The sequence below is a fragment of the Pseudomonas sp. P179 genome (assembly GCF_000478485.2).
GTDB lineage: Bacteria > Pseudomonadota > Gammaproteobacteria > Pseudomonadales > Pseudomonadaceae > Pseudomonas > Pseudomonas aeruginosa.
In genome coordinates this window covers 925,581-949,030 of record NZ_KI517354.1, presented here as the reverse complement: position 1 = coordinate 949,030, position 23,450 = coordinate 925,581, and the positions used below count along the sequence as shown (strand labels likewise).

Here is a 23,450-nt window from a genome sequence, read left to right as displayed (position 1 = left end):
GCTCCCGAGGGAGCCTTTTTCGTTTGCCTTACATGTTGGGGTAGTTCGGCCCGCCGGTACCTTCCGGCGCCACCCAGGTGATGTTCTGCGCCGGGTCCTTGATGTCGCAGGTCTTGCAGTGCACGCAGTTCTGCGCGTTGATCTGGAAGCGCTTGCTGCCGTCGTCGTTGGCCACCACTTCGTACACGCCTGCCGGGCAGTAGCGCTGGGCCGGCTCGTCGTAGAGCGGCAGGTTCTTCTCGATCGGAATGCTCGCATCGGCCAGCTTGAGGTGGATCGGCTGGTCTTCCTCGTGGTTGGTATTGGAGAGGAACACCGAGGACAGCTTGTCGAAGCTGAGCTTGCCGTCCGGCTTCGGGTAGTCGATCTTCGGCGCTTCGCTGGCCTTTTTCAGGCAGGCGTAGTCCGGCTTGTCGTCATGCAGGGTGACGGGGATCTTGCCGCCGAAGATGTTCTGGTCGATGAAGTTGAACGCGCCGCCGCCGATAGCGCCGAACTTGTGGATGGCCGCGCCGAAGTTGCGGCTGCGGAACAGTTCGTCGTACAACCAGCTGGCCTTGAACGCATCGACGTAGCTGGACAGCTCGTCGCCGCCTTCGCGGCCGGCGGCCAGGGCCTCGGCGATCGCGTCGGCGGCGAGCATGCCGGACTTCATCGCGGTGTGGCTGCCCTTGATCTTGGCGAAGTTCAGGGTGCCGAGGTCACAACCGATCAGCGCGCCGCCGGGGAAGACCATCTTCGGCAGCGAATTCAGGCCGCCCTTGCAGATGGCCCGGGCGCCGTAGGCCACGCGCTTGCCGCCTTCCAGGTACTGCTTGACCACCGGGTGGTGCTTGTAGCGCTGGAACTCGTCGAACGGCGACAGGTGCGGGTTGCTGTAGGACAGGTCGATGATCAGGCCGACGAACACCTGGTTGTTCTCCAGGTGGTAGAGGAACGAGCCGCCGGTATTTTCGTCGTTCAGCGGCCAGCCGGCGGTATGGACCACCAGGCCGGGCTTGTGCTTGGACGGGTCGATGTCCCAGATTTCCTTGATGCCGATACCGTAGTGCTGGGCATCGGCCTCGCTGTCCAGGTTGTATTTCTTGATCAGTTGCTTGCCGATGTGCCCGCGGCAGCCTTCGGCGAACAGGGTGTACTTGGCCCGCAGCTCCATGCCGGGGGTGTAGTAGCCTTCTTTCGGGTTGCCTTCGCGGTCGACGCCGAGGTCGCCGGTGACGATGCCGCGGACCACGCCGTTCTCGTCGATCAGCGCTTCCTGGGCGGCGAAGCCCGGATAGATCTCCACGCCCAGTCCTTCGGCCTGCTGGGCCAGCCAGCGGCAGAGGTTGCCCAGGGAGATGATATAGTTGCCCTCGTTGTGCATGGTCTTGGGCACGAAGAAGTTGGGCACCTTGGTAGCGCTCTCGGCGCTCTTCAGGACGTAGATGTCGTCGCCGGTCACCGGGGTATTGAGCGGCGCGCCGAGTTCCTTCCAGTCGGGGAACAGCTCGTTCAGCGCGCGCGGCTCGAACACCGCGCCGGAGAGGATGTGGGCGCCCACTTCGGAACCCTTCTCGACCACGCAGACGCTGATCTCTTGACCGGCTTCGGCGGCCTTCTGCTTCAGTCGGCATGCGGCGGACAGACCGGCGGGGCCGGCGCCGACGATGACGACGTCGAATTCCATGTATTCGCGTTCCACTATCGATCTCCTACTCAAGGCTCACGGTATCTGTTTATTGGTGGCTGAGATCTTTCCCTGATCAGAGCGGGCGCATTATATATAGCTGCATGGGCAGGTCCAATACAAACGTTTGTTTGAATTCTTTGGAAGCCTGATAGAATCGGCATTCGAGGGGGGGAAACCACCCTTTTGCCGTATTGACCGAAAAGGGTGATCCGGTCAAGATACGGGCGGTTTTGCGGTCGCTGTCTAGCAGAGTGTCGGTTTCCGGCCGGCGAGCATCACCGGCCAGGCCTGTCTGGCGACATCCTTATTCACCGGAGAATAACGAGGAATCCATGAAGGTTCTTGTAGCAGTCAAACGAGTGGTCGACTACAACGTCAAGGTCCGCGTCAAGGCGGACAACTCCGGCGTCGACCTCGCCAACGTCAAGATGTCCATGAACCCCTTCTGCGAAATCGCCGTGGAAGAAGCCGTGCGCCTGAAAGAGAAGGGCGTGGCTACCGAGATCGTCGCTGTCTCCGTCGGCCCGACCGCCGCCCAGGAGCAACTGCGCACCGCGCTGGCGCTGGGCGCTGACCGTGCGATCCTGGTGGAGAGCAACGACGAGCTGAACTCCCTGGCCGTGGCCAAGCTGCTCAAGGCCGTGGTCGACAAGGAGCAGCCGCAGCTGGTGATCCTCGGCAAGCAGGCCATCGACAGCGACAACAACCAGACCGGCCAGATGCTCGCCGCGCTGACCGGCTACGCCCAGGGCACCTTCGCCTCCAAGGTCGAGGTCGCTGGCGACAAGGTCAACGTGACCCGCGAGATCGATGGCGGTCTGCAGACCGTCGCGCTGAACCTGCCGGCCATCGTCACCACCGACCTGCGCCTGAACGAGCCGCGCTACGCGTCGCTGCCGAACATCATGAAAGCCAAGAAGAAGCCGCTGGACGTGGTGACCCCGGACGCCCTGGGCGTTTCCACCGCTTCCACCGTGAAGACCCTGAAGGTCGAGGCGCCGGCTGCACGCTCCGCTGGCATCAAGGTCAAGTCCGTGGCTGAACTGGTAGAGAAACTGAAGAACGAGGCGAAGGTAATCTAATGGCTATCCTGGTTATCGCTGAGCACAACAACGCGGCCCTGGCGGCTGCCACCCTGAACACCGTTGCCGCTGCCAAGGCCATTGGCGGCGACATCCACGTGCTGGTCGCCGGACAGAACGTTGCCGCCGTGGCCGAAGCCGCCGCCAAGGTCGAGGGCGTCTCCAAGGTGCTGGTCGCCGACAACGCCGCCTACGCCCATCAACTGCCGGAAAACGTCGCACCGCTGATCGCCGAGCTGGGCAAGAACTACAGCCACGTGCTGGCCCCGGCTACCACCAACGGCAAGAACTTCCTGCCGCGCGTCGCCGCGCTGCTGGACGTCGACCAGATCTCCGAGATCGTCGAAGTGGTCAGCCCCGACACCTTCAAGCGTCCGATCTACGCCGGTAACGCCATCGCTACCGTGCAGTCCTCGGCTGCGGTCAAGGTGATCACCGTGCGTACCACCGGCTTCGACGCCGTCGCCGCCGAAGGCGGTTCGGCTGCCGTCGAGCAGGTTTCCGGCCCGGCCGATGCCGGCAAGTCCGCCTTCGTCGGCGAAGAGCTGGCCAAGTCCGACCGTCCGGAACTGACCGCTGCCAAGATCGTGGTCTCCGGCGGCCGCGGCATGCAGAACGGCGACAACTTCAAGATCCTCTACGCCCTGGCCGACAAGCTGGGTGCCGCAGTCGGCGCTTCCCGCGCCGCGGTCGACGCCGGTTTCGTGCCGAACGACATGCAGGTCGGCCAGACCGGCAAGATCGTCGCCCCGCAGCTGTACATCGCGGTGGGCATCTCCGGTGCCATCCAGCACCTGGCGGGCATGAAGGACTCGAAGGTGATCGTCGCGATCAACAAGGACGAAGAGGCTCCGATCTTCCAGGTCGCCGACTACGGCCTGGTCGCCGACCTGTTCGACGCCGTACCGGAGCTGGAAAAGGCCGTCTGAGCCCGATTCCAAGCCGACAAGACCCGCTCCCCGGAGCGGGTTTTTTTATGTCCGGGCTGCGACGCGTGACCCTTTGGTCACGATTCCTGCCTTCGGTCCGCCCAAGCGGAGGTGTCTCATTTACAATGCGCGACGTCTCTAGCTCCTGAATGTGCTTTTCCGGCATCTAGCAACCGAGGTTTTCATGATCATCAAACCGCGCGTGCGTGGCTTCATCTGCGTCACTACCCATCCGGCAGGCTGCGAGGCCAACGTCAAGCAACAGATCGACTACGTCGAGGCCAAGGGCCCCGTCGTCAACGGACCGAAGAAGGTCCTGGTCATCGGTTCCTCCACCGGCTATGGCCTGGCTGCCCGCATCACCGCCGCGTTCGGTTCCGGCGCCGATACCCTCGGGGTGTTCTTCGAGCGTCCGGGCAGCGAGAGCAAGCCGGGCACCGCCGGCTGGTACAACTCGGCGGCCTTCGAGAAGTTCGCCCACGAGAAAGGCCTGTATGCCCGCAGCATCAATGGCGACGCTTTCTCCGACGAGGTGAAGCGGCTGACCATCGAGACCATCAAGCGCGATCTCGGCAAGGTCGACCTGGTGGTCTACAGCCTGGCCGCGCCGCGCCGTACCCATCCGAAGAGCGGCGAAGTGTTCTCCTCGACCCTCAAGCCGATCGGCAAGTCGGTCAGCTTCCGTGGCCTGGACACCGACAAGGAAGTGATCAAGGACGTGGTCCTGGAGGCGGCCAGCGACCAGGAGGTCGCCGATACCGTTGCGGTGATGGGCGGCGAGGACTGGCAGATGTGGATCGACGCGCTGCTGGAGGCCGACGTGCTGGCCGACGGCGCGAAGACCACCGCGTTCACCTACCTGGGCGAGAAGATCACCCACGACATCTACTGGAACGGTTCCATCGGCGCAGCCAAGAAGGATCTCGACCAGAAGGTCCTCGGTATCCGCGACAAGCTCGCCCCGCTGGGCGGCGACGCGCGCGTCTCGGTGCTCAAGGCGGTGGTGACCCAGGCCAGCTCGGCGATCCCGATGATGCCGCTGTACCTGTCGCTGCTGTTCAAGGTGATGAAGGAGCAGGGTACCCACGAAGGTTGCATCGAGCAGGTCGACGGCCTGTACCGGGAGAGCCTGTACGGCGCCGAGCCGCGCCTCGACGAGGAAGGCCGCCTGCGTGCCGACTACAAGGAACTGCAGCCGGAAGTGCAGTCCCGTGTCGAGGAGCTGTGGGACAAGGTAACCAACGAGAACCTTTACGAATTGACCGACTTCGCCGGCTACAAGAGCGAGTTCCTCAACCTGTTCGGTTTCGAGGTCGCTGGGGTCGACTACGAGCAGGACGTCAACCCGGACGTGCAGATCGCCAACCTGATCCAGGCCTGAGGCCTGGATCCGAGCCGTCCTCGCGACGGCTCCCGCTCCCCCGAACCGGCGCCCAGGCGCCGGTTCGCGTTTTCAGCGACCGGCCACCTGGGCGTTCCGTACGCCGTCGAGGAAGGCCTGGTAGTGCTGCGCGGTTTCCTCCGGGCGTTCGACCATCGGCACGTGTCCGCAGTTTTCCATGATCACCACGCTGGGCCGCTTCAGCAGCGGACGCATCACCTCGATGCTGGAGACGTCCAGCACGCGGTCGCGGTCGCCCCATAGCAGCAGGGTCGGTGCCTCGATCTTCGGCAGTTCCGGCTCCAGCGGGATGTAGCGCTGGCGCAGTTGTTCGAATATCTGCGCGTTGAACGCCGACGCGGCTACCGCGCGTTCGCCGAGGTAGCGCTTGAGCGGCGCCGGCAGCGGCGGTTGCTGGACGAACACGAAGTCGAGCAGCTTCTGGAAGTCTTCCGGCTGGCGCACCACCAGGGGATTCTCGCCGCGCTCCAGGTCCTCGAACAGTTCGCTCTTGCGCGCCGGCATCACCCCGGCGTTGTCGATCAGCGCCAGCGATAGCACCTGTTCCGGATGGCGCGCCGCGTAGAGCGCGGCGATGTGCCCGCCCATGGAGTTGCCGGCCAGGTGCAGGCGGCGCACGCCGATGGCGGCGGCGAAATTGGCGACTCGCTCGGCCTGGGTGCCGACGTCGTAGCTGGTCTGTTGCGGCTTGCTGCTGTCGCCGAAGCCGGGCAGGTCGAGGGCGACCACATGGTAGCGCTCGGTCAGCGGCCGGGCGAAGCGCAGCCAGTTGTCCTTGTCGGCGCCGAAGCCGTGGATCAGCAACAGGGTCGGGTTCTTCTCCGAGCCACCTTCCAGGTAGGCGATCTCCAGGTTGTCGACCTGCACGCTGTGCTCGCTGAGACCGGCGAGACCGCGCTCGACGGTGCGTACGCTGGCGAGGAGGGTAGCCGGGACGAAGTAGAGGACGCCGGCGGCGACCGCCAGCAGCAGAACCAGACCGAGGAGGAATCGTTTCATGGGTGTCCGAAGGCTTCAGGAAAAAAGGGGCCAGCGCTGAACGCTAGCCGTGCCGGCCCGCTGTCGCAAGCCTTGTGACGAGTCTAGGCGTGTTGCCGGTGGTCGGCGCCGAACCTAAGGACGGCGGTTCATTCGCCGGGTCGATAGAGATGTCGATGCTCGGCGCGGTACAGCGAAGAGTCGGCGAAGCCTTCGGCGGCCAGCACCTCGCCGACCAGGATCAGCGCGGTGCGGCGGAAATTCCTGGCGGCGACCTTGGGCAGGATGTCGCCGAGGGTGCCGCGAACCTGTTCCTGGTCGGGCCAACTGGCCCGGTGGATCACCGCGACCGGGCAGTCGGCGCCGTAGTGCGGCAGCAGTTCCTCGACGATCTTCGCCAGGTGGGCGACGCCCAGGTGGATCGCCAGGGTCGCCCGGTGCCGCGCCAGGTCGCCCAGGCTCTCGCCTTCCGGCATCTTCGTGCGTGCGGCGTAGCGGGTCAGGATCAGCGTCTGGGACACTTCGGGCAGGGTCAGCTCGCAGCCGAGCAGGGCGGCGCAGGCGGCGGTGGCGGTGACCCCGGGGACGATCTCATAGGGGATGCCGAGTTCGCGCAGGTGGCGGATCTGCTCGCCGATGGCGCCGTACAGGGAGGGATCGCCGGAATGCACGCGGGCTACGTCGAGGCCGCGGCGATGGGCTTGCGCGAGTAGCTCGACGATCTGTTCGAGGTCCAGCTCGGCGGTGTTCACCACCTGGCCGGCCTGGTGCCCCTCGAGCAGCGCTTGCGGAACCAGCGAGCCGGCGTAGAGGATCACCGGGCACTGGCGGATCAGGCGCTGCCCCTTGACGGTGATCAGGTCGGGGTCGCCGGGACCGGCGCCGATGAAATAGACGGTCATGGGAGTTCTCGTTCGGTGAGAAGACGTGCCAGGGCGATGCTCGCCCGATCGTCGCTGCGTTTCGCCCCGAGCAGATCGGCGCGACCGCCACCCAGGCGTTCGGCCAGGGCCAGGGCGGCGGCCTCGGCGACGCTGGAGCAGCCGGTTTCGCGCAGCGCGACGGCGGAGGGGCTGAGCAGGCGCGGCTCGTAGTCGTGCAGGACGGCGGGTGCGAGGAAATGCACGGGGCGTTCGAGCAGCGTGGCCAGTTGCCGCAGGCCGGGTTCGTCGCGTTTGCCGTCGATGCTGGCGAGGGCGTCCAGCTCGGCCAGGCTGCGCCCGTGTTCGCCCAGCGTTCGCTCCAGCAGCGCGCGCAGATGCTCGGCGCTACAGCCTCGGCGGCAGCCGATGCCGGCGATCAGCAGGCTGGGGATGGGCAGGGGCATGCGCGCACCGGAGGAGATGGAAGGAGAGGCCTATGGACCCGCGACCGGCAAGGGTCGCGGGTGGCAGGCGGTCAGGCGTCGACGCCGCCCCGGTTGCGCCGGAACAGCCAGGCAGCGGCCAGGCCGAGGGCGGCCCAGAACAGCGCATTGCTGACCAGCGAGGCGACCACGAAACGCTGGGCCAGGGCTTCCGGCGCCAGGCTGGCATGGACCTCGGGCTGCGGCGCGCCGAACAGGTGCGGCAGCGCCAGCAGGACGGCGCCGACCAGCTTCAGCGGCCAGTTGCCGCCGAACACCAGCAGGGCCAGGCCCACCGCGGTGGCGGCGGCGGTGGCGATCCACCAGTACTGGCGTTGCACCAGGTCGGCCGCGGCGGTACCCGGCAGCTCCGGCGGCAGGCCCAGCGACGGCGCCAGGCAGAACACCGCGTAGCCGGCCAGGCCCCAGAGCAGGCCCTGCCAGGTCTGGCCCGGCGCGCGCAGGGTGAAGAGGCCGGCGAGCATCAGGGCGAAGCCGACCGCCACCACCAGGTTGCCGCCGGTGGTGGAGAGGGTACGCTGCCAGCCGTCCTCCGGCTCCCAGGCCTCCTCGTCGTGGACATGGGCGGCGACGCCGGGGGCGTGTTCGTGGGGCTGGGCCGCGACCGGCTCGCTCTTCTCGTAGGTCTCCGCCTCGAGGATCAGCGGGGTGACCCAGAGAATCTGCAGCAGGGTCAGCAGCAGGGCGGCGAGCAGGCCGGCGAAGCCGGCGGTCTGGGCGATGCGCTTGATCATTCTGGTTCCCTCGCGACTCAGTGGCAGGGGAAGCCGGAGCTGTGCCGGGTATCGTGGGCGGCGTTGTGTACCGCGTCGATGTGCGAGAAACCGGCGAAATAGACCAGCAGCGCGCCGAGCAGGCCGGCGCCGATGGCCAGGCTCAGTCGCTTCGACAGGGAGGTGGTGGAGCTGGCGTGCGCCAGGGTGCTGCTGGACATGGTGCGTTCCCTCTGGATTGGCATGGGCGTGGCAGAGGAGTACGCACGAGGAACAGGCCCGGACGGCCCGCTTCACGCTTGCGCCCGCCCACCGCGGGTGAATCAAACGAAAGGTTCCAGGCCGGTCTCCGGGCTCGCGCGCGATGCGCTTACCGTTGCGGGGGCAGCGCCGGACTGGCTCGGAGAGCGTCACCGGCTTCCCGTTTCACCTCGTGCGCGCCGGCACGAGACACCTGGGACAACCCGCCTAGGACAGCATGAAGGACCGCCGGGCGTCAACCGGCCCGATTGACCCTGGCCCGCGCACTGCGTAGCCTTGCCGGTTCGAGGTTCCTCGCCGGCGACGGCGGGGCTAAGAGGGAACGCGGTCGATGCCGCGGCTGCCCCCGCAACTGTGAACGGCGATCGTTCCCCAATGCCACTGCGTGACGCGGGAAGGCGGGGAACCGGCGGAGACGCCAGACCGTGAGCCAGGAGACCTGCCTCGTCGATCCCGTGGCGCGATGCCCGGGGACAAGACTTCCATACAACCGGGCGGGGTGATCCGGTGGCGAATCCGTTGCGCGGCCCCTGCGTCCGCGCCACTCGTCCGCATGCCCGCCGAGCTGAACAAGGGCTGCCCATGAAAACCCTGGCGAAACTCCCCGTCACCATCGTCACCGGCTTCCTCGGCGCCGGCAAGACCACCTTGCTCCGGCACATGCTGGACAACGCCGAAGGCCGGCGCATCGCGGTGATCGTCAACGAGTTCGGCGAACTCGGCATCGACGGCGAGATCCTCAAGCAATGTTCCATCGGCTGCAGCGAAGAAGAGGCGCAGGGCCGCGTTTTCGAGCTGGCCAACGGTTGCCTGTGCTGCACCGTGCAGGAAGAGTTCTTCCCGGTGATGCGCGAGCTGGTGGCGCGCCGCGGCGACCTTGACCAGATCCTCATCGAGACCAGCGGCCTGGCCCTGCCCAAGCCGCTGGTGCAGGCTTTCCAGTGGCCGGAAATCCGCAACGCCTGCACGGTCGACGCGGTGATCACCGTGGTCGACAGTCCGGCGGTGGCGGCCGGTACCTTCGCCGCCCATCCCGAGCAGGTGGACCAGCAACGCCGCCAGGACCCCAACCTCGACCATGAATCGCCGCTGCACGAACTGTTCGAGGACCAGTTGGCCAGTGCCGACCTGGTGATCCTGAACAAGGCCGACCAGCTCGACGCCGAGGCCCTGGCGCGGGTCCGCGCGGAGATCGCCGGGGAGCTGCCGGCGGCGGTGAAGATCGTCGAGGCGAGCCGGGGCGAGCTGCCGCTGCCGGTCTTGCTGGGACTCAACGCCGAGGCCGAGCTGCACATCGACGGCCGGCCGACCCACCACGACCACGAAGGCCACGAGGACCACGACCACGACGAGTTCGACTCCTTCCACGTCGATCTCCCCGAGGTGGAGGAAGCTGCGCTGCTCGAGGCCCTCGGCGAGCTGGTGGAGCGTCACGACATACTTCGCATCAAGGGTTTCGCCGCCATTCCGGGCAAGCCCCTGCGCCTGTTGGTACAGGGCGTCGGCAAGCGCTTCGACAGGCATTTCGACCGCAAGTGGCTGGCCGACGAAGTCCGCAGCACCCGGCTGGTGGTGATCGGCCAGGAGCTGGACCAGGCCGCCATTGCCAACCAGCTGCGCACAGCGCTTGCCTGATCCGTGATCCCCGGCCGGGGCCGGCGATGGCGATTCGCCGGCCCCAGCTTCTTGCGTCCTACCGGTAGAACGTCCATGCACCTGTTGCGCACCCAACCCGGCGGCTTCGTTCCCGACGACGGCATCGCCCACCTGGCCCAGACTCCCGCCGAGCTGGTGATCCTCTGCAGCGGCGATTCGCACCTCGCATTGCTGGCCGAGGCCGCCCGTGCGCTGCCGGACGACTACCCGAGCCTGCGCCTGGCCAACCCCATGCAGTTGCAGAACCACGCCTCGGTGGACCTCTACGTCGAGGAAGTGCTGCGGCACGCGCGGGTGATCCTGCTTTCGCTGCACGGCGGCATCGGCTACTGGCGCTACGGCGTGGAGCAACTGGTGGCGCTGGCCGAGCGCGGCGCGCTGCTGATCCCGGTGCCCGGCGACGACCGCCCCGACCCGGAGCTGAGCGCCCTTGGCAACCTGCCGGCGGAGCAGGCCGAGCGCTTCTGGCAATACTTGCGCCAGGGCGGCCTGGAGAACGCCGGGCAGTTCTACCGCTGCCTGGCCAGCCAGTGCCTCGGCCGCGACTACGCCTGGCGCGAACCGCAGGCGCTGCCGCGGGTGGCGCTGTTCCATCCACGGCATGCCGAGGCGACCCTGGAACACTGGCGTGCCGACTGGCAGGCCGGGCGTCCGGTGGTCGCGTTGCTGTTCTATCGCACCCACCTGCAGGCAGCCAACACCGCCTTCATCGCACGCTTCTGCGAACGCCTCGCGGCGCAGGGGCTCAACCCGTTGCCGATCGCGCTGGCCAGCCTCAAGGAAAGCGCCTGCCTGGCGCAGGTGGAAGACTGGCTGGAGCGCAGCGACGCCGCGCTGATCGTCAATACCACCGGTTTCGCCCAGTCCAATCCGGAGGCGCCCGAGTTGCGTCCGTTCCGTCGCGACGTGCCGGTGTTGCAGGCGATCTGCTCGCTGGACAACCGCCCGCTCTGGCTGGACAACCCGCAAGGCCTGGGGCCGCGCGACCTGGCCATGCACGTGGCGCTGCCGGAGCTGGACGGGCGCATCGTCACCCGGCCGATCAGTTTCAAGGGCCTGGCCTGGCGCAGCGAACGCAGCGAGAGCGACGTGGTCTGCTATCTCGCCGACGACGAGCGCATGGATTTCGTCGCCGAACTGGCGCGGCGCTGGGCCGAGCTGGCGCGCAAGCCAAACGCGGAAAAACGGGTGGCGCTGGTGCTGGCCAACTACCCGACCCGCGATGGCCGGATCGGCAACGGCGTCGGCCTGGACACCCCGGCGGCGGCGCTGAACATCCTTCGTGCCCTGCGCCAGCAGGGCTATCCGGTCGACGGACTGCCCGCCAGCGGAACCGAGCTGATCCGCCAGTTGCTCGGCGGCGTCAGCAACGACCTGGAGCATCTCGACCTACGGCCCTGCGCCCAGAGCCTGGCGCTGGACGACTACCTGGCCTGCTTCGCACGCCTGCCGGAGCGCAATCGCCAGGCGGTGCTGGCGCGCTGGGGCGAGCCGCAACAGGACCCGATGTTCCGCGACGGACGGATGATGGTCGCCGGCCTGCGCTATGGCCTGACCTTCGTCGGCATCCAGCCGGCGCGCGGCTATCAGCTCGATCCGGCGGCGGTCTACCACGATCCCGACCTGGTGCCGCCGCACGGCTACCTGGCGTTCTACTTCTGGCTGCGCCACGCCTACCGCGCCGATGCCCTGCTGCACGTCGGCAAGCACGGTAACCTGGAATGGCTGCCGGGCAAGGGAGTCGGCCTGTCCGCCGAATGCTGGCCGGACGCGTTGCTCGGTCCGCTGCCGAACATCTATCCGTTCATCGTCAACGATCCGGGGGAGGGCGCCCAGGCCAAGCGCCGCACCCAGGCGGTGATCATCGACCACCTGATGCCGCCGCTGACCCGCGCCGAGAGCTACGGCCCGCTGCGCGACCTGGAGCGCCTGGCCGACGAGTTCTACGATGCCTCGCTGCTCGACCCGCGCCGCGCCGAACAGTTGCGCGGCGAGATTCTCGTCCTCCTGCGCGACAACCGTCTCGACCGCGAGATCGGCTTGCAGCTCAGCGACGATCCGGACAGCTGGCTGCCGCAGCTGGACGCCTATCTCTGCGACCTGAAGGAGTCGCAGATCCGCGACGGCCTGCATGTGTTCGGCGAGTCGCCGAGCGGGCGATTGCGCCTGGATACCCTGCTGGCGCTGCTGCGGGTTCCGCGCGGCGATGGCAAGGGCGCCAACGCCGGGTTGCTGAAGAGCCTGGCGGACGACCTTGGCCTGGGCTTCGATCCGCTGGCCTGCGACATGGGCGAGGCCTGGCAGGGCGCGCGGCCTGCCTGCCTGGAAGAGCGGGGCGGGGAGCCCTGGCGTACTCTCGGGGATACCCGCGAACGCCTGGAATTGCTGGCGTTGCACTGGATAGAACGCTGCCTGGGCGGCGAATCGCCGCCTGCCACCTGGCGTGCCAGCGGCGAGGTGTTGCGCGGCTTGTGCGAACAGGTGGCACCGACCCTGGACGCCTGTGGCGGGGCCGAGATCGACGGGCTGCTGGCAGCCCTCGAAGGGCGCTTCGTACCGGCCGGTCCGAGCGGCGCGCCGAGTCGCGGGCGACTCGACGTGCTGCCCACCGGACGCAACTTCTTCTCGGTGGACGTGCGCAACCTGCCGACCCCGACCGCCTGGCGCATCGGCTTCCAGTCGGCCAACCTGCTGCTCGAGCGTCACCTGCAGGAACATGGCGATCACCTGCGCCAGCTCGGCCTCTCGGTGTGGGGCACGGCGACCATGCGCACCGGCGGCGACGACATCGCCCAGGCCCTGGCCCTGCTCGGCGTGCGACCGGTCTGGCAGGCCGGCAGCCAGCGCGTCGCCGATTTCGAGATCCTCCCGGTCTCCCTGCTGGACCGCCCGCGGGTCGACGTGACGCTGCGGGTCTCCGGGTTCTTCCGCGACGCCTTCGCCAACCTGATCCGCCTGTTCGATGCGGCGGTGCAGGCGGTCGCCGAGCTGGACGAGGCGGAGGAGCTGAACCCGCTGGCCGCTCGCGTACGCCTGGAGCGCCAGCGCCTCGAGGCGCAGGGCACGGCGCCGGCGGAGGCGCGCCGGCAGGCCGGCTGGCGGATCTTCGGCGCCAAGCCGGGTGCCTACGGCGCCGGCGTGCAGGGCGCAATCGAAGAGCGGCTGTGGGAGACCCGCGCCGACCTTGCCGAGGTCTACCTGAACTGGGGCGGCTACGCCTACGGTGCCGCCGACGACGGCACGCCGGCGCGGGAACGCTTCGCCCAGCGCCTGGAACGCCTGCAGGCGGTGCTGCACAACCAGGACAACCGCGAGCACGACCTGCTCGATTCCAACGACTACTACCAGTTCCAGGGCGGCATGCTGGCGGCGGTGGAAACCCTGCGCGGCGCGCCGGTGGCCAGTTACCACGGCGACCACAGCCAGCCGGACAACCCGCGCATCCGCACGCTCAAGGAAGAACTCAACCGGGTGGTGCGGGCGCGGGCGGTGAATCCGAAGTGGATCGCCGGGATGAAGCGCCACGGCTACAAGGGCGCCTTCGAACTGGCGGCGACGGTGGACTACCTGTGCGCCTTCGATGCCACCAGCGAGCTGATCGACGACCACCAGTACGCGCTGCTGGCCGACGCCTACCTGCTCGACGCGGAGACCCGCGAGTTCGTCCGCCAGCACAATCCGCAAGCCTTGCGCGACATGGCCGAGCGCCTGGTGGAGGCGCAGCGGCGCGGGCTCTGGCAGGAGCCGGGGGCCTATCGCGAGGCCCTGGAGAACCTGCTGCTGGACGTCGAAGAGGAATAGCGGAGCGGCATGGCCGCTCCCACCGCTTTCAGCGCCGCTCGGCGAGCCGCCGGGCGGCGTCGCGGAGAATCCGCTCGGTGCCTTCCCAGCCGAGGCAGCCGTCGGTGATCGAGACGCCGTAGCGCAGTTCGCCGCCGAGCGCCTGGCAACCGTCGAACAGGTGGCTTTCCAGCATTACCCCGACCAGGTCGCTGGCACCGGCCAGGCGCTGGTCCAGCACGCTGGCGAGGACGCCGGGCTGGTTCAGCGGGTTCTTGCCGCTGTTGGCGTGACTGCAATCGACCATCATCCGCGTGGCGATGCCCTGGCTTTCCAGGGCCTGGCGCACGGCCTGCACCTGCTCGGGGCCGTAGTTCGAACCGTGGCGGCCGCCGCGCAGCACCACATGGGTGTCCGGATTGCCGCGGGTCTCGATCAGCGCCGGGTGACCGTGCGGGTCGAGGCCGAAATGGCGGTGGCCGTGGGCCGCCGAACGGATCGCGTCGCAGGCGATGCCGACGCCGCCGTCGGTGCCGTTCTTGAAGCCCACCGGCAGGCCGAGGCCGCTGACCAGCTCGCGGTGGATCTGCGATTCGCTGGTGCGCGCGCCGATCGCCGCCCAGCTCAGCAGGTCGTCGAAGTAGCCGGCGGCCAGCGGTTGCAGGAGTTCGGTGGCCAGCGGCAGGCCGAGGCGCAGCATGTCCAGCATCAGTTGCCGGGACAGCGCCAGGCCGGCGGCCATGTCGTCGCTGCCATCCAGGTGCGGATCGTAGGCGAGGCCCTTCCAGCCCACCGTGGTGCGTGGCTTTTCCACGTAGGCGCGCATCACCAGGAGCAACTGGCCGTCGAGTTCGTCGCTCAGCGCGGCGAGGCGTTCGGCGTATTCGAGGGCGGAGCGGGGATCGTGGATCGAACAGGGACCGACTACCACCAGCAGGCGCGGGTCGTCGCCGTCGAGGATGGCGCGGATGGCGTCGCGGCTGGCGGCGACCTGGCTGGCCAGCTCCAGCGGCAACGGCTGGCGGGCCTTGAGTTCGAGCGGGCTGGGCAGGCGTTCCAGGGCGGTACGGGCGGTGGCGCTGGGCAGGGCGACGGCCTGGACGTTCGGCGAAAGGGTGGTCAGTGCGGATACGGATGAGTTCATGGTCTGGCTTCCTGGGCTGGCGGCGGGCGTCCCGCGCGCGTCGTGCCCTATCGAGGTGTTCGGCAATGTCGTGGGTTGGCGAGCGGCTGGCGGCCGTCGCTAAATCGCCAGGTGTTGAGCGGGTAGCCAGTGCGGTAGCGGTATGCGGTCATGATCGATGTCCTGTGCGTTGGTCTGTGGTTGTGGCCTTGTGGGCCGGAAAAACGGGCCGGAAAAACAAAACCCCCGGTCGGGGAGCCGACCGGGGGTTTGCGTGTGCAGGGTAGGCGTCCCGTATACCGTGGGCGCCGTTGGGGTATCAGGCGCCGGAGTGGCTAAACCAATACCCGAAGAAATACGCGGCACGGGGTGCCTGCGGCGCACGCGCGCGCAACGACAAGCCAGGGCGCGAGGCACTGGAATGCAGGTGCGGATGGCGGGTGTGCGGCATGGGTTTCTCCCGTGAACGAGTCCCGAGCTTACTGCAAGCGAGGCGGCCGGTTCAACGACTGTTTCACGGTTCGATACCGGCGCCGCCGGCCTGATAGACTTGGCGGTCCGTATTTCCGTCCGTCCGCCGCAGGAATCCCCATGAGCGCTACCGTGCATTACCCCCTGTCCGCCGTGGTCGCCGCCGACGAACTGAAGCTGGCGCTGTGCCTGGCCGCGGTCGATCCGGCGATCGGCGGGGTACTGATCGAGGGGCCGCGCGGAATGGCCAAGTCGACCCTGGCGCGGGGCGTCGCCGAACTGCTGCCGGCGGGCGAGTTCGTTACCCTGCCGCTGGGCGCCAGCGAGGAGCGCATCGTCGGCAGCCTCGACCTGGACGCCGCCCTCGGCGAAGGTCGCGCGCGGTTTTCCCCGGGCGTGCTGGCCAAGGCCGACGGCGGCGTGCTCTACGTCGACGAAGTGAACCTGCTGCCGGACCACCTGGTGGACTTGTTGCTCGACGTCGCCGCCAGCGGCGTCAACCTGGTCGAGCGCGATGGCATTTCCCACCGGCATCCGGCGCGTTTCGTGCTGATCGGCACGATGAACCCGGAAGAGGGCGAACTGCGCCCGCAACTGCTCGACCGTTTCGGCCTCAACGTGCGTCTCGACACCCAGCCGCCGCCGGCCGAGCGGGCAGAGATCATCCGTCGCCGGCTGGCCTTCGATGCCGACCCGCAGGCCTTCGTCGAACGCTGGGAAGGCCAGCAGGACACCCTGCGCCGCCGTTGCGCCGAGGCGCGCCGGCGGCTGGCGCGGATTCCCCTGGACGATGCGGCGCTGGACAGCATCGCTCGACGCTGCTTCGAGGCGGCTGTCGATGGCCTGCGCGCCGACCTGGTCTGGCTGCGCGCGGCGCGCGCCCATGCGGCCTGGCGCGGCGGCGAGCGGATCGAGGCGGAGGACATCGATGCGGTGGAACATTTCGCCCTGCTGCATCGCCGTCGCCAGTCGAACCCGCCACCATCGGCGGCCAATCCACCGCCACCGCCCGCGGCGGCCCCTGTCGCGCTCCCGGAGCGCACCGGCGACGGCGAAGGGCAGTGGGGCGAATTGCCGGCTCGGCCGGTGGCCATGGGGACCGCCCGCGAGCTGCCGCGCTGGCCAAAAAAGCCCTGAGCATCCGCCCGCGCTCGGTCATGGGTGCGGATGCCAGGAGCAGACCCGGAGCCCTGCGCGGCGGACTTGGCGGCGCCCTGAGCCAGGGTGCGGAGGGCGCCATCCAATGGTTGCCGACCCTGCTGCGCGGACGTCCCCGACAGCGCCGCGACCTGCTTCGCCAGCCGCGCAGCCGGCGCCCGGGCGAACTCTGGCTGGTGATCGTCGATGCCTCCGCCAGCACCCGCCGGTACGGCGCCCTGGCCCAGGCCAAGGGAGTGTTGGCGACGCTGTTCGAGGAGGCTTATCGGCAGCGCATCCGCCTGGCCGTGCTGCATGCCACCGGGCAGCAGGCGCAATGGCTCTGGCAGGGGCAGAAGGCCTCGCGGGAGTTGCAGGACTGGCTGCGCCAGCTGGGCGCCGGCGGCGGTACGCCGCTGCTCGACGCCCTGCACCAGGCCGCTGGCTGGCTGGCGCGCCGACAGCGGCAGAAACCCGCCGAGCATCAGCGTCTGCTGGTGCTTACCGACGGCCGTCTGCGCGACTGGCCGGCGCTGCCGGAGGCTGCCTGCCCGAGCCTGCTGGTCGACCTCGAAAGCGGCCCGTTGCGCCTGGGCAAGGCCGAGCGCCTGGCCCGGGAACTGGGGGCCGAGTATCGGCATATCAGCGAATTGAACGAAGTCTGAGGGCGTTTCGGCGAGTCCTGCGGCTTTTTCGGTCAAATTGTATTTCGACTGTAATTCAATAAATATTATGCGCGTAATATCTTCCTGCGATCCAGCCAATCCATCTCACGGAGATATCCTCATGTCGCCGATTTCAGTCGTTATCGCCGGTTACGCCCGTTCGCCGTTCCACTTCGCCAGGAAAGGCGCGCTGGTCGATATCCGCCCGGATGACCTGGCCGCCGCGGTGCTCAAGGGGCTGGTGGAGAAACTCGATCTCGACCCTGCGCTGCTGGAGGACGTGGTCATGGGCTGCGCCTATCCGGAGGCGGAACAGGGCATGAACATCGCGCGCATCGCCAGTTTCCGTGCCGGCTTCCCGCAGAGCCTCGGCGGTGCGACCCTCAACCGTTTCTGCGGTTCGTCCATGAGCGCCGTCCACTACGCCGCCGGGCAAGTCCTGCTGGGCGCCGGAGAAGCCTTCATCGCCGCCGGGGTAGAGTCGATGACGCGGGTGCCGATGGGCGGCTTCAACCTGTCGCCCAATCCCGCGTTGCTGCAGGACTATCCGGCGGTATACATGAGCATGGGGCAGACCGCCGAGAATGTCGCCGAGCGCTACGCCGTCAGCCGCGTCGAGCAGGAAGAGATGGCCGTACGCTCCCACGCCAAGGCAGTCGCCGCGCGCGAGGCCGGCTTGCTGCGCGAGGAGATCGTCGCCATCGACACCCCCGCCGGCCGGGTCGCCGAGGATGGCTGCATCCGCCCGGGTACCAACCTGGAGAGCCTGGCCCAGTTGAAGCCGGCGTTCGGCGGCAGCGTCACCGCCGCCACCTCGTCGCCGCTCACCGATGGCAGCGCCGCGCTGCTGGTCTGTAGCGAGGACTTCGCGCGCCGCCACGGGCTGGCGATCCTGGCGCGGATCAAGGCGGTGGCGGTGGCCGGTTGTGCGCCGGAGATCATGGGCATGGGGCCGGTGCAGGCGACGCGCAAGGTTCTGCAACGGGCCGGGCTGGGCATCGCCGACATCGACCTGGTGGAGATCAACGAGGCCTTCGCCAGCCAATCCATCGCCTGCATCCGCGAACTGGGGCTGGACATGGACAGGATCAACCTGGATGGCGGCGCCCTGGCCATCGGTCATCCGCTGGGCGCCACCGGCGCGCGGATCACCGGCAAGGCCGCTGCGTTGCTGCGGCGCACCGGCGGGCGCTATGCCATCGCCACCCAGTGCATCGCCGGCGGCCAGGGCGTGGCGACCCTGCTGGAAGCGGTGGAGTGATCGCGCGCCGATGAAAAAAGGCCCGGTGGATGAGCCGGGCCTGGATGGGGAACCTGCGCCGGCGGCCCGGCGCAGGGTAGTCGCGGTTACTTGATGAAGTCGTGACCCCAGCGTTCGATCTGGCTGGCGCTCTTCTGCATCTGCAGCGACCGCGATTGTGCTTTCTGGCCGGCGGCGGCGATCTCGTCGTCGACCACCTTGGTCGACAGCGACAGCCAACTGGTCACGAAGGCCATGGCGTCGCTGTGGATCTCCAGGGCGTCCTGGTTGATGTTGGCGATGCCGTCGCACTTGCTGTGGTAGCACTCGTCGTAGGCCTTGCCGGCGGTGCCGCCGTACTTCTGCGCCTGCTCTTCGGTCTTCAGGCCCTCGGCGCCGGTGAACAGGCCGCCGAAGGCGATGCCGCTGTTGAAGAACTCGGCGTAGTCGGAGCGGAAGTCGATCTCGGTGCCTTCCGATTGCTGGCCGCGCAGGCGGAAGTAGGCTTCGAACAGGCGCTCGATGGCGGCCGAGCCGGGCGGACCCTGGAGGCCGAAGTCGGAACCGTCGCCGTCATAGATGAAGTTGCCGAAGTTCGGCGAGCCGATCATGTCGAAGTTCAGGTAGGCCTTGATCTTCTTCTTCTCTTCCGGGGCGAGGTTCTGCACGTAGTGGGTCGAGCCCACCAGGCCGGCTTCCTCGGCGCCCCACCAGGCGAAGCGCACCTTGTTGACCGGCAGCGCCTTGGCCAGCAGCACGGCCATCTCCAGTTGGGCGGCGCTGCCCGAACCGTTGTCGTTGATACCGGGGCCTTCGAACACCGAGTCGAGGTGCGCGCCGACCATCACCACGTTGTTCGGGTTGCCGCGACGGGTCTCGGCGACCACGTTGTAGGTCTCGGTCTTCTTGCGTACCACGTCGACCACCAGGTGCAACTGCAGGTCCGGGGTCTGCGACCAGGCCACGCCGTTGTCGTAGGTGGCGAAGATCACCGGGATGCCGCCCTCGTAGGACTCGCCCACGGTGACGTTCTCCAGGCCCTTGCGGTCGTCGGTGTTGCCCTGGTTGAAGATGATCACCCCGGCGGCGCCGGCGGCCGCGGCGTTCTCGGCCTTCTGCTCGAAGTTGCAGGTGCCGCGCTGGATCAGCGCGATCGAGCCGGCCGGGAAGTTGGCGAAGTCTTCCGCCTCGCAACCGCTGGTGGAGGTGTTGCCGGCGCCGAGGGACAGGTCCACCGGGACCACCTTGGCGGTGACGTCGCCTGCCTCGGTCTGCGACAGGTAGGTGAAGTCCTTCTCCCATTCGTAGGTGACCGGCTGCGGCACGGTGGCGCTCAGGCTACCCGGGCCTTTCGGGTAGTAGGCGGTGAACGGGAAGGGCTGCACGCTGACCTTGTAGCCGGCTTTCTGCAGGGTCTGCTTCACGTAGTCGACGGAGGCCTGGTAGCCCGGCGTGGCGGCGGCGCGGTTGCCGTCGTTGAGACTGGCGATGTCCTCCAGCTTCTGCAGGCGCTTGACCACGTTGCTGGCTTGCAGGCAGCGCGGCAGGCCAAGCGGGGTGCTGACCAGCAACGGCGATTTGCAGATCGACGGGTTGGGTTTGCCGGGCGTCCAGAACTCGGTGAACTGTTGCGCTTCCGAAGGTGCCGCCAGGGATGCGGCGGAAACCGAGAGGGCGAGGGCGCCGAGTGCGTATCTGAGATTGTTCTTGTTGCTCATGAGACTCCGTTCCTTGTGAGGCGATGATCGATAAGCCGTTGATGGCATGGCGCTATTGCCCGAAATGCCGCCTCGGGCACGGCCTGACTGCCAGACTAGGAGCGCTTTCCGGGCTGTCCTGGCGTAATTCCTGAAATGTGAATTTCATCAACTTTTTGTGGAAGAATTGCTGATAGCTCGCTGGCGGGATGGAGGGCGGCTTTCTATCATTAATGCCCTTCGGCGCGGGCCCATGGCCGTTGGTCGGGGCTGGGAGGATGGTGCAGCAGGAAGGAAACCGTCTGGCGCGCGGATAAGCGCGCGAGCGGAAGTGGCTGGCACCAGCGCTGTCACAGATTTGTCGGAAATTTTGTATACATTTGTCTGGATATTTTCGGATCGAATTGTCTACAGTGTGCGCACAACAATAAAAGCGAGAACAGCGCACCATGAAAACGACGTCCTCCGGAACCCCACCCGTTCCACGGCCTGAAGACGAGAACCTCGGTGTCGGCGCCAACATGGCCTACGGCCTGCAACATGTGCTGACCATGTATGGCGGTATCGTCGCGGTCCCCCTGATCCTCGGCCAGGCCGCCGGCCTCGCGCCCGGCGACATCGGCCTGCTGATTGCCGCTTCGCTGTTCGCCGGCGGCCTGGCGACCCTGTTGCAAACCCTCGGCGTGCCGTTCTTCGGCTGTCAGTTGCCGTTGGTCCAGGGGGTGTCCTTCGCTGGCGTGGCGACCATGGTGGCGATCATTGGCAGCGGTGGCAGCGGCGGCATTCCCGCAGTGCTCGGCGCGGTGATGGCGGCCTCGCTGATCGGGTTGCTGATCACGCCGATCTTCTCGCGCATCACCAAATTCTTCCCGCCGCTGGTGACCGGCATCGTCATCACCACCATCGGCCTGACCCTGATGCCGGTCGCCGCGCGCTGGGCGATGGGCGGCAACAGCCACGCGCCGGACTTCGGCAGCATGGCCAACATCGGCCTGGCGGCGATCACCCTGGTCATCGTGCTGCTGCTGAGCAAGCTCGGCAGCGCCTCGATCTCGCGCCTGTCGATCCTCCTGGCGATGGTCATCGGCACCGTCATCGCGGTGTTCCTCGGCATGGCCGACTTCTCCAAGGTCACCGAAGGCCCGCTGGTGGCGTTTCCCACGCCGTTCCACTTCGGCATGCCGACCTTCCAGGTCGCCGCGATCATCTCGATGTGCATCGTGATCATGGTGACCCTGGTGGAAACCTCGGCGGACATCCTCGCGGTAGGCGAGATCATCGACACCAAGGTCGACTCGCGGCGCCTGGGCAACGGCCTGCGCGCGGACATGTTCTCCAGCATGCTGGCGCCGATCTTCGGCTCCTTCACCCAGAGCGCCTTCGCCCAGAACGTCGGCCTGGTGGCGGTGACCGGGATCAAGAGCCGCTACGTGGTCGCCACCGGTGGGTTGTTCCTGGTGATCCTCGGCCTGCTGCCGGTGATGGGCCGGGTGATCGCCGCGGTGCCCACCGCCGTGCTCGGCGGCGCCGGCATCGTGTTGTTCGGCACGGTCGCCGCCAGCGGCATCCGCACCCTGTCGAAGGTGGACTACCGCAACAACATGAACCTGATCATCGTCGCCACTTCGATCGGCTTCGGTATGATCCCGATCGCCGCGCCGACCTTCTACGATCACTTCCCCAGTTGGTTCGCCACCATCTTCCATTCCGGCATCAGTTCCTCGGCGATCATGGCGATCCTGCTCAACCTGGCGTTCAACCACTTCACCGCCGGCAACTCCGACCAGCAGTCGGTGTTCGTCGCCGCCAGCGAGCGGACCCTGCGCTACCAGGACATCGCCGCCCTGCACGAAGGCGACTATTTCCTCGACGGCAAGCTGTACGACGCCCAGGGCAACGAAGTGCCGCTGGCCGGCGACGACAGCCATGGCGCGCCGCCGCGACGGCGCAGCGAAACCGCTGAAGCCGGCAGCGCCTGAGCGGCGCCGCGATGAACGACGGCCCTCCTTGCGAGGGCCGTTTTCGTTGTGCGCTTCAGAACAGCGCCTTGCCGCGGTCCAGGCGCTGGTCCACCAGCCATTTGCCGTGGGCGATGGAGGCGCGCTGGGCGTTTTCCAGGTCGGCGAGGAAGGCGAAGCGCACGGGCAGGGCGATGCGCTTGCTGGTGTGGCCTTCGGGATCGGTGATGTGGCAGCCACCGGCCCAGGGCGTGGGAATGCCCGGATGCTCGACGACGTCGGCGGTGATGGTGTAGCTGCGGTGCTGGCAGTGCAGGCTGGCCATGGCATGCTCCTCTCTGTCGGAGGCCGACCCGGCTACCTGCGCGACGCCTGTGGTTGCCACGGAGGAGCCTCGGGGCGGCGAGGTTTTCCCTGCGTGTCCCTACCTCTATAGCAGATCGTCGCCGGTCCGCCGCGAGAGCCGACGAAGGGCCGCGCTCAGCGGCGCTGGCGACGGCCGAGCATGCGCTCCAGGGTGCCGTCGCGGCGGACCCACTGGTGGTAGCCGGCGGCGAGCGCATGGAGCAGCACCACCGAGGTGCTCAGCCACAGGCCGACCACGCGGTGAACGGCGTCGAAGGGCTTCTCGAATGCCTCCCAGCTCAGGTTCCAGGTGTGCGAAATCCAGGCGAACAGCGCGGTGTCCTTGAAGCTGGGTACCACGAACAGGCCGAAGTCGGTGGGCAGGCGGGTGCCGACGTAGCCGGTGAGCGGCATCACCAGCATCAAGGCATACAGCGACAGGTGCGCGTAGTGCGCCAGGCGGTGCTCCAGCGGCGTCCCGGGGACCGCTGGCAGGCGCGGCCCGCGCAGCCGCGAGACGATCCGAGGGATCAGCAGCAGGCCGACCAGCAGGCCCAGCACCCAGTGCAGGTTGAGTACCGGCAGGCGCTGCGGGTGGTCGTGGCCGAGCACCCAGATGACGAAATAGGCCAGCACGATCGCGCCGATGAAACAGAACGCCATGCTCCAGTGCAGCAGGCGGGTGGACAGGCTGTAGACGGTCGCTGGATGCGTCACGGGAATGCCTCGCAGAGAGTGAAGGCGTGCAATCTATGAAACGTCCGGAGAGCGATCAAACGTATTTATGGATAATCGATAACGGAAAACTTAATCGAAACTTTCACATGTGACGTTATTGCACCGAAACAGTGCTGCGAGTCGCTTTTTTCCGAACCGGAAGCTACTTGGCGGAATAATTCCGGGTCGGGATCATTGTAAGTTGGTTTTTCCTTCGCCCCGGCACTCGCGCCACGCCGGCAGAGCCTGGGGCGGGGC

Annotated in this window: 19 protein-coding genes and 2 riboswitches; of the genes, 9 read left to right on the top strand and 10 right to left on the bottom strand. The window is 67.5% G+C overall.

Annotated features, from left to right (window positions below; all coding sequences use genetic code 11):
* Nucleotides 1–28: 28 nt before the first annotated feature.
* Complete coding sequence (locus HMPREF1224_RS17065) at nt 29–1,684, bottom strand: electron transfer flavoprotein-ubiquinone oxidoreductase (RefSeq protein ID WP_003102932.1); 1,656 nt, start codon at nt 1,682–1,684, stop codon at nt 29–31.
* Between the two features lie 320 nt (nt 1,685–2,004).
* On the opposite strand from HMPREF1224_RS17065, the gene HMPREF1224_RS17060 reads away from it, so the two are divergent.
* From HMPREF1224_RS17060 to fabV, 3 genes are all read left to right on the top strand, one after another.
* Entirely contained in the window at nt 2,005–2,754 is a 750-nt protein-coding gene (locus HMPREF1224_RS17060) for an electron transfer flavoprotein subunit beta/FixA family protein (RefSeq protein ID WP_003091107.1), read from the top strand.
* Nucleotides 2,754–3,683: an electron transfer flavoprotein subunit alpha/FixB family protein gene (locus HMPREF1224_RS17055; RefSeq protein ID WP_003091099.1), complete on the top strand. Its 930-nt coding sequence runs from the start codon at nt 2,754–2,756 to the stop codon at nt 3,681–3,683. Before HMPREF1224_RS17060 ends, HMPREF1224_RS17055 begins: the two co-directional genes overlap by 1 nt.
* Nucleotides 3,684–3,867: 184 nt before the next feature.
* Nucleotides 3,868–5,064, top strand: a complete 1,197-nt coding sequence (gene fabV / locus HMPREF1224_RS17050) for an enoyl-ACP reductase FabV (RefSeq protein ID WP_003102929.1) — start codon at nt 3,868–3,870, stop codon at nt 5,062–5,064.
* Nucleotides 5,065–5,136: 72 nt separating this feature from the next.
* Here fabV and HMPREF1224_RS17045 read toward each other — a convergent pair whose 3' ends face one another.
* The 5 genes from HMPREF1224_RS17045 to HMPREF1224_RS17025 form a co-directional block, all read right to left on the bottom strand.
* Nucleotides 5,137–6,084 (bottom strand): alpha/beta fold hydrolase, encoded by a 948-nt coding sequence (locus tag HMPREF1224_RS17045; RefSeq protein WP_010793188.1) that lies wholly within the window; start codon nt 6,082–6,084, stop codon nt 5,137–5,139.
* A 128-nt stretch (nt 6,085–6,212) separates the two neighbouring features.
* Nucleotides 6,213–6,965, bottom strand: coding sequence for a precorrin-4 C(11)-methyltransferase (gene cobM, locus HMPREF1224_RS17040; RefSeq protein ID WP_003102926.1), 753 nt, complete (start codon nt 6,963–6,965; stop codon nt 6,213–6,215).
* A complete protein-coding gene (locus HMPREF1224_RS17035; protein WP_003113997.1) occupies nt 6,962–7,390 on the bottom strand; it encodes a cobalamin biosynthesis protein in 429 nt (142 codons plus the stop codon). Before HMPREF1224_RS17035 ends, cobM begins: the two co-directional genes overlap by 4 nt.
* Before the next feature lie 71 nt (nt 7,391–7,461).
* Nucleotides 7,462–8,163: a CbtA family protein gene (locus tag HMPREF1224_RS17030; RefSeq protein ID WP_003091061.1), complete on the bottom strand. Its 702-nt coding sequence runs from the start codon at nt 8,161–8,163 to the stop codon at nt 7,462–7,464.
* A gap of 17 nt (nt 8,164–8,180) precedes the next feature.
* A complete protein-coding gene (locus tag HMPREF1224_RS17025; protein ID WP_003091059.1) occupies nt 8,181–8,363 on the bottom strand; it encodes a CbtB domain-containing protein in 183 nt (60 codons plus the stop codon).
* Nucleotides 8,364–8,464: 101 nt separating this feature from the next.
* Nucleotides 8,465–8,615, bottom strand: a riboswitch (cobalamin riboswitch).
* Between the two features lie 58 nt (nt 8,616–8,673).
* Nucleotides 8,674–8,865: riboswitch (cobalamin riboswitch) on the top strand.
* A gap of 120 nt (nt 8,866–8,985) precedes the next feature.
* On the opposite strand from HMPREF1224_RS17025, the gene cobW reads away from it, so the two are divergent.
* Both cobW and cobN read left to right on the top strand, forming a co-directional pair.
* The gene (gene cobW / locus HMPREF1224_RS17020) at nt 8,986–10,038 is read left to right on the top strand and encodes a cobalamin biosynthesis protein CobW (protein WP_010793187.1); all 1,053 of its coding nucleotides are present in this window, start codon (nt 8,986–8,988) and stop codon (nt 10,036–10,038) included.
* Nucleotides 10,039–10,113: 75 nt separating this feature from the next.
* Complete coding sequence (gene cobN, locus HMPREF1224_RS17015; RefSeq protein WP_003113999.1) at nt 10,114–13,860, top strand: cobaltochelatase subunit CobN; 3,747 nt, start codon at nt 10,114–10,116, stop codon at nt 13,858–13,860.
* A gap of 28 nt (nt 13,861–13,888) precedes the next feature.
* Here the strand turns inward: cobN and HMPREF1224_RS17010 are convergent, their stop codons facing one another.
* Nucleotides 13,889–14,983: a 3-deoxy-7-phosphoheptulonate synthase gene (locus HMPREF1224_RS17010; RefSeq protein ID WP_003114000.1), complete on the bottom strand. Its 1,095-nt coding sequence runs from the start codon at nt 14,981–14,983 to the stop codon at nt 13,889–13,891.
* A gap of 570 nt (nt 14,984–15,553) precedes the next feature.
* Here HMPREF1224_RS17010 and HMPREF1224_RS17005 point away from each other — a divergent pair.
* The 3 genes from HMPREF1224_RS17005 to HMPREF1224_RS16995 all read left to right on the top strand — a co-directional run bounded on the left by HMPREF1224_RS17005 (nt 15,554) and on the right by HMPREF1224_RS16995 (nt 18,496).
* Complete coding sequence (locus HMPREF1224_RS17005) at nt 15,554–16,570, top strand: magnesium chelatase ATPase subunit I (protein WP_003114001.1); 1,017 nt, start codon at nt 15,554–15,556, stop codon at nt 16,568–16,570.
* Nucleotides 16,571–16,590: 20 nt separating this feature from the next.
* Nucleotides 16,591–17,235 (top strand): vWA domain-containing protein, encoded by a 645-nt coding sequence (locus tag HMPREF1224_RS17000; RefSeq protein WP_003119819.1) that lies wholly within the window; start codon nt 16,591–16,593, stop codon nt 17,233–17,235.
* A 121-nt stretch (nt 17,236–17,356) separates the two neighbouring features.
* The gene (locus tag HMPREF1224_RS16995; RefSeq protein ID WP_003101465.1) at nt 17,357–18,496 is read left to right on the top strand and encodes a thiolase family protein; all 1,140 of its coding nucleotides are present in this window, start codon (nt 17,357–17,359) and stop codon (nt 18,494–18,496) included.
* Nucleotides 18,497–18,582: 86 nt separating this feature from the next.
* Here the strand turns inward: HMPREF1224_RS16995 and paaP are convergent, their stop codons facing one another.
* Nucleotides 18,583–20,193, bottom strand: a complete 1,611-nt coding sequence (gene paaP / locus HMPREF1224_RS16990) for an aminopeptidase PaaP (RefSeq protein ID WP_003101464.1) — start codon at nt 20,191–20,193, stop codon at nt 18,583–18,585.
* Between the two features lie 428 nt (nt 20,194–20,621).
* Here paaP and HMPREF1224_RS16985 point away from each other — a divergent pair, with 428 nt between their 5' ends.
* Nucleotides 20,622–22,151 carry a nucleobase:cation symporter-2 family protein gene (locus HMPREF1224_RS16985; RefSeq protein ID WP_003162544.1) on the top strand — a complete coding sequence of 510 codons (1,530 nt, stop codon included), beginning with the start codon at nt 20,622–20,624 and terminating at the stop codon, nt 22,149–22,151.
* Between the two features lie 55 nt (nt 22,152–22,206).
* Here the strand turns inward: HMPREF1224_RS16985 and HMPREF1224_RS16980 are convergent, their stop codons facing one another.
* Entirely contained in the window at nt 22,207–22,455 is a 249-nt protein-coding gene (locus tag HMPREF1224_RS16980; RefSeq protein WP_003091048.1) for a hypothetical protein, read from the bottom strand.
* A gap of 155 nt (nt 22,456–22,610) precedes the next feature.
* Nucleotides 22,611–23,192 carry a cytochrome b gene (locus HMPREF1224_RS16975; RefSeq protein WP_010793186.1) on the bottom strand — a complete coding sequence of 194 codons (582 nt, stop codon included), beginning with the start codon at nt 23,190–23,192 and terminating at the stop codon, nt 22,611–22,613.
* Nucleotides 23,193–23,450 lie beyond the last annotated feature (258 nt).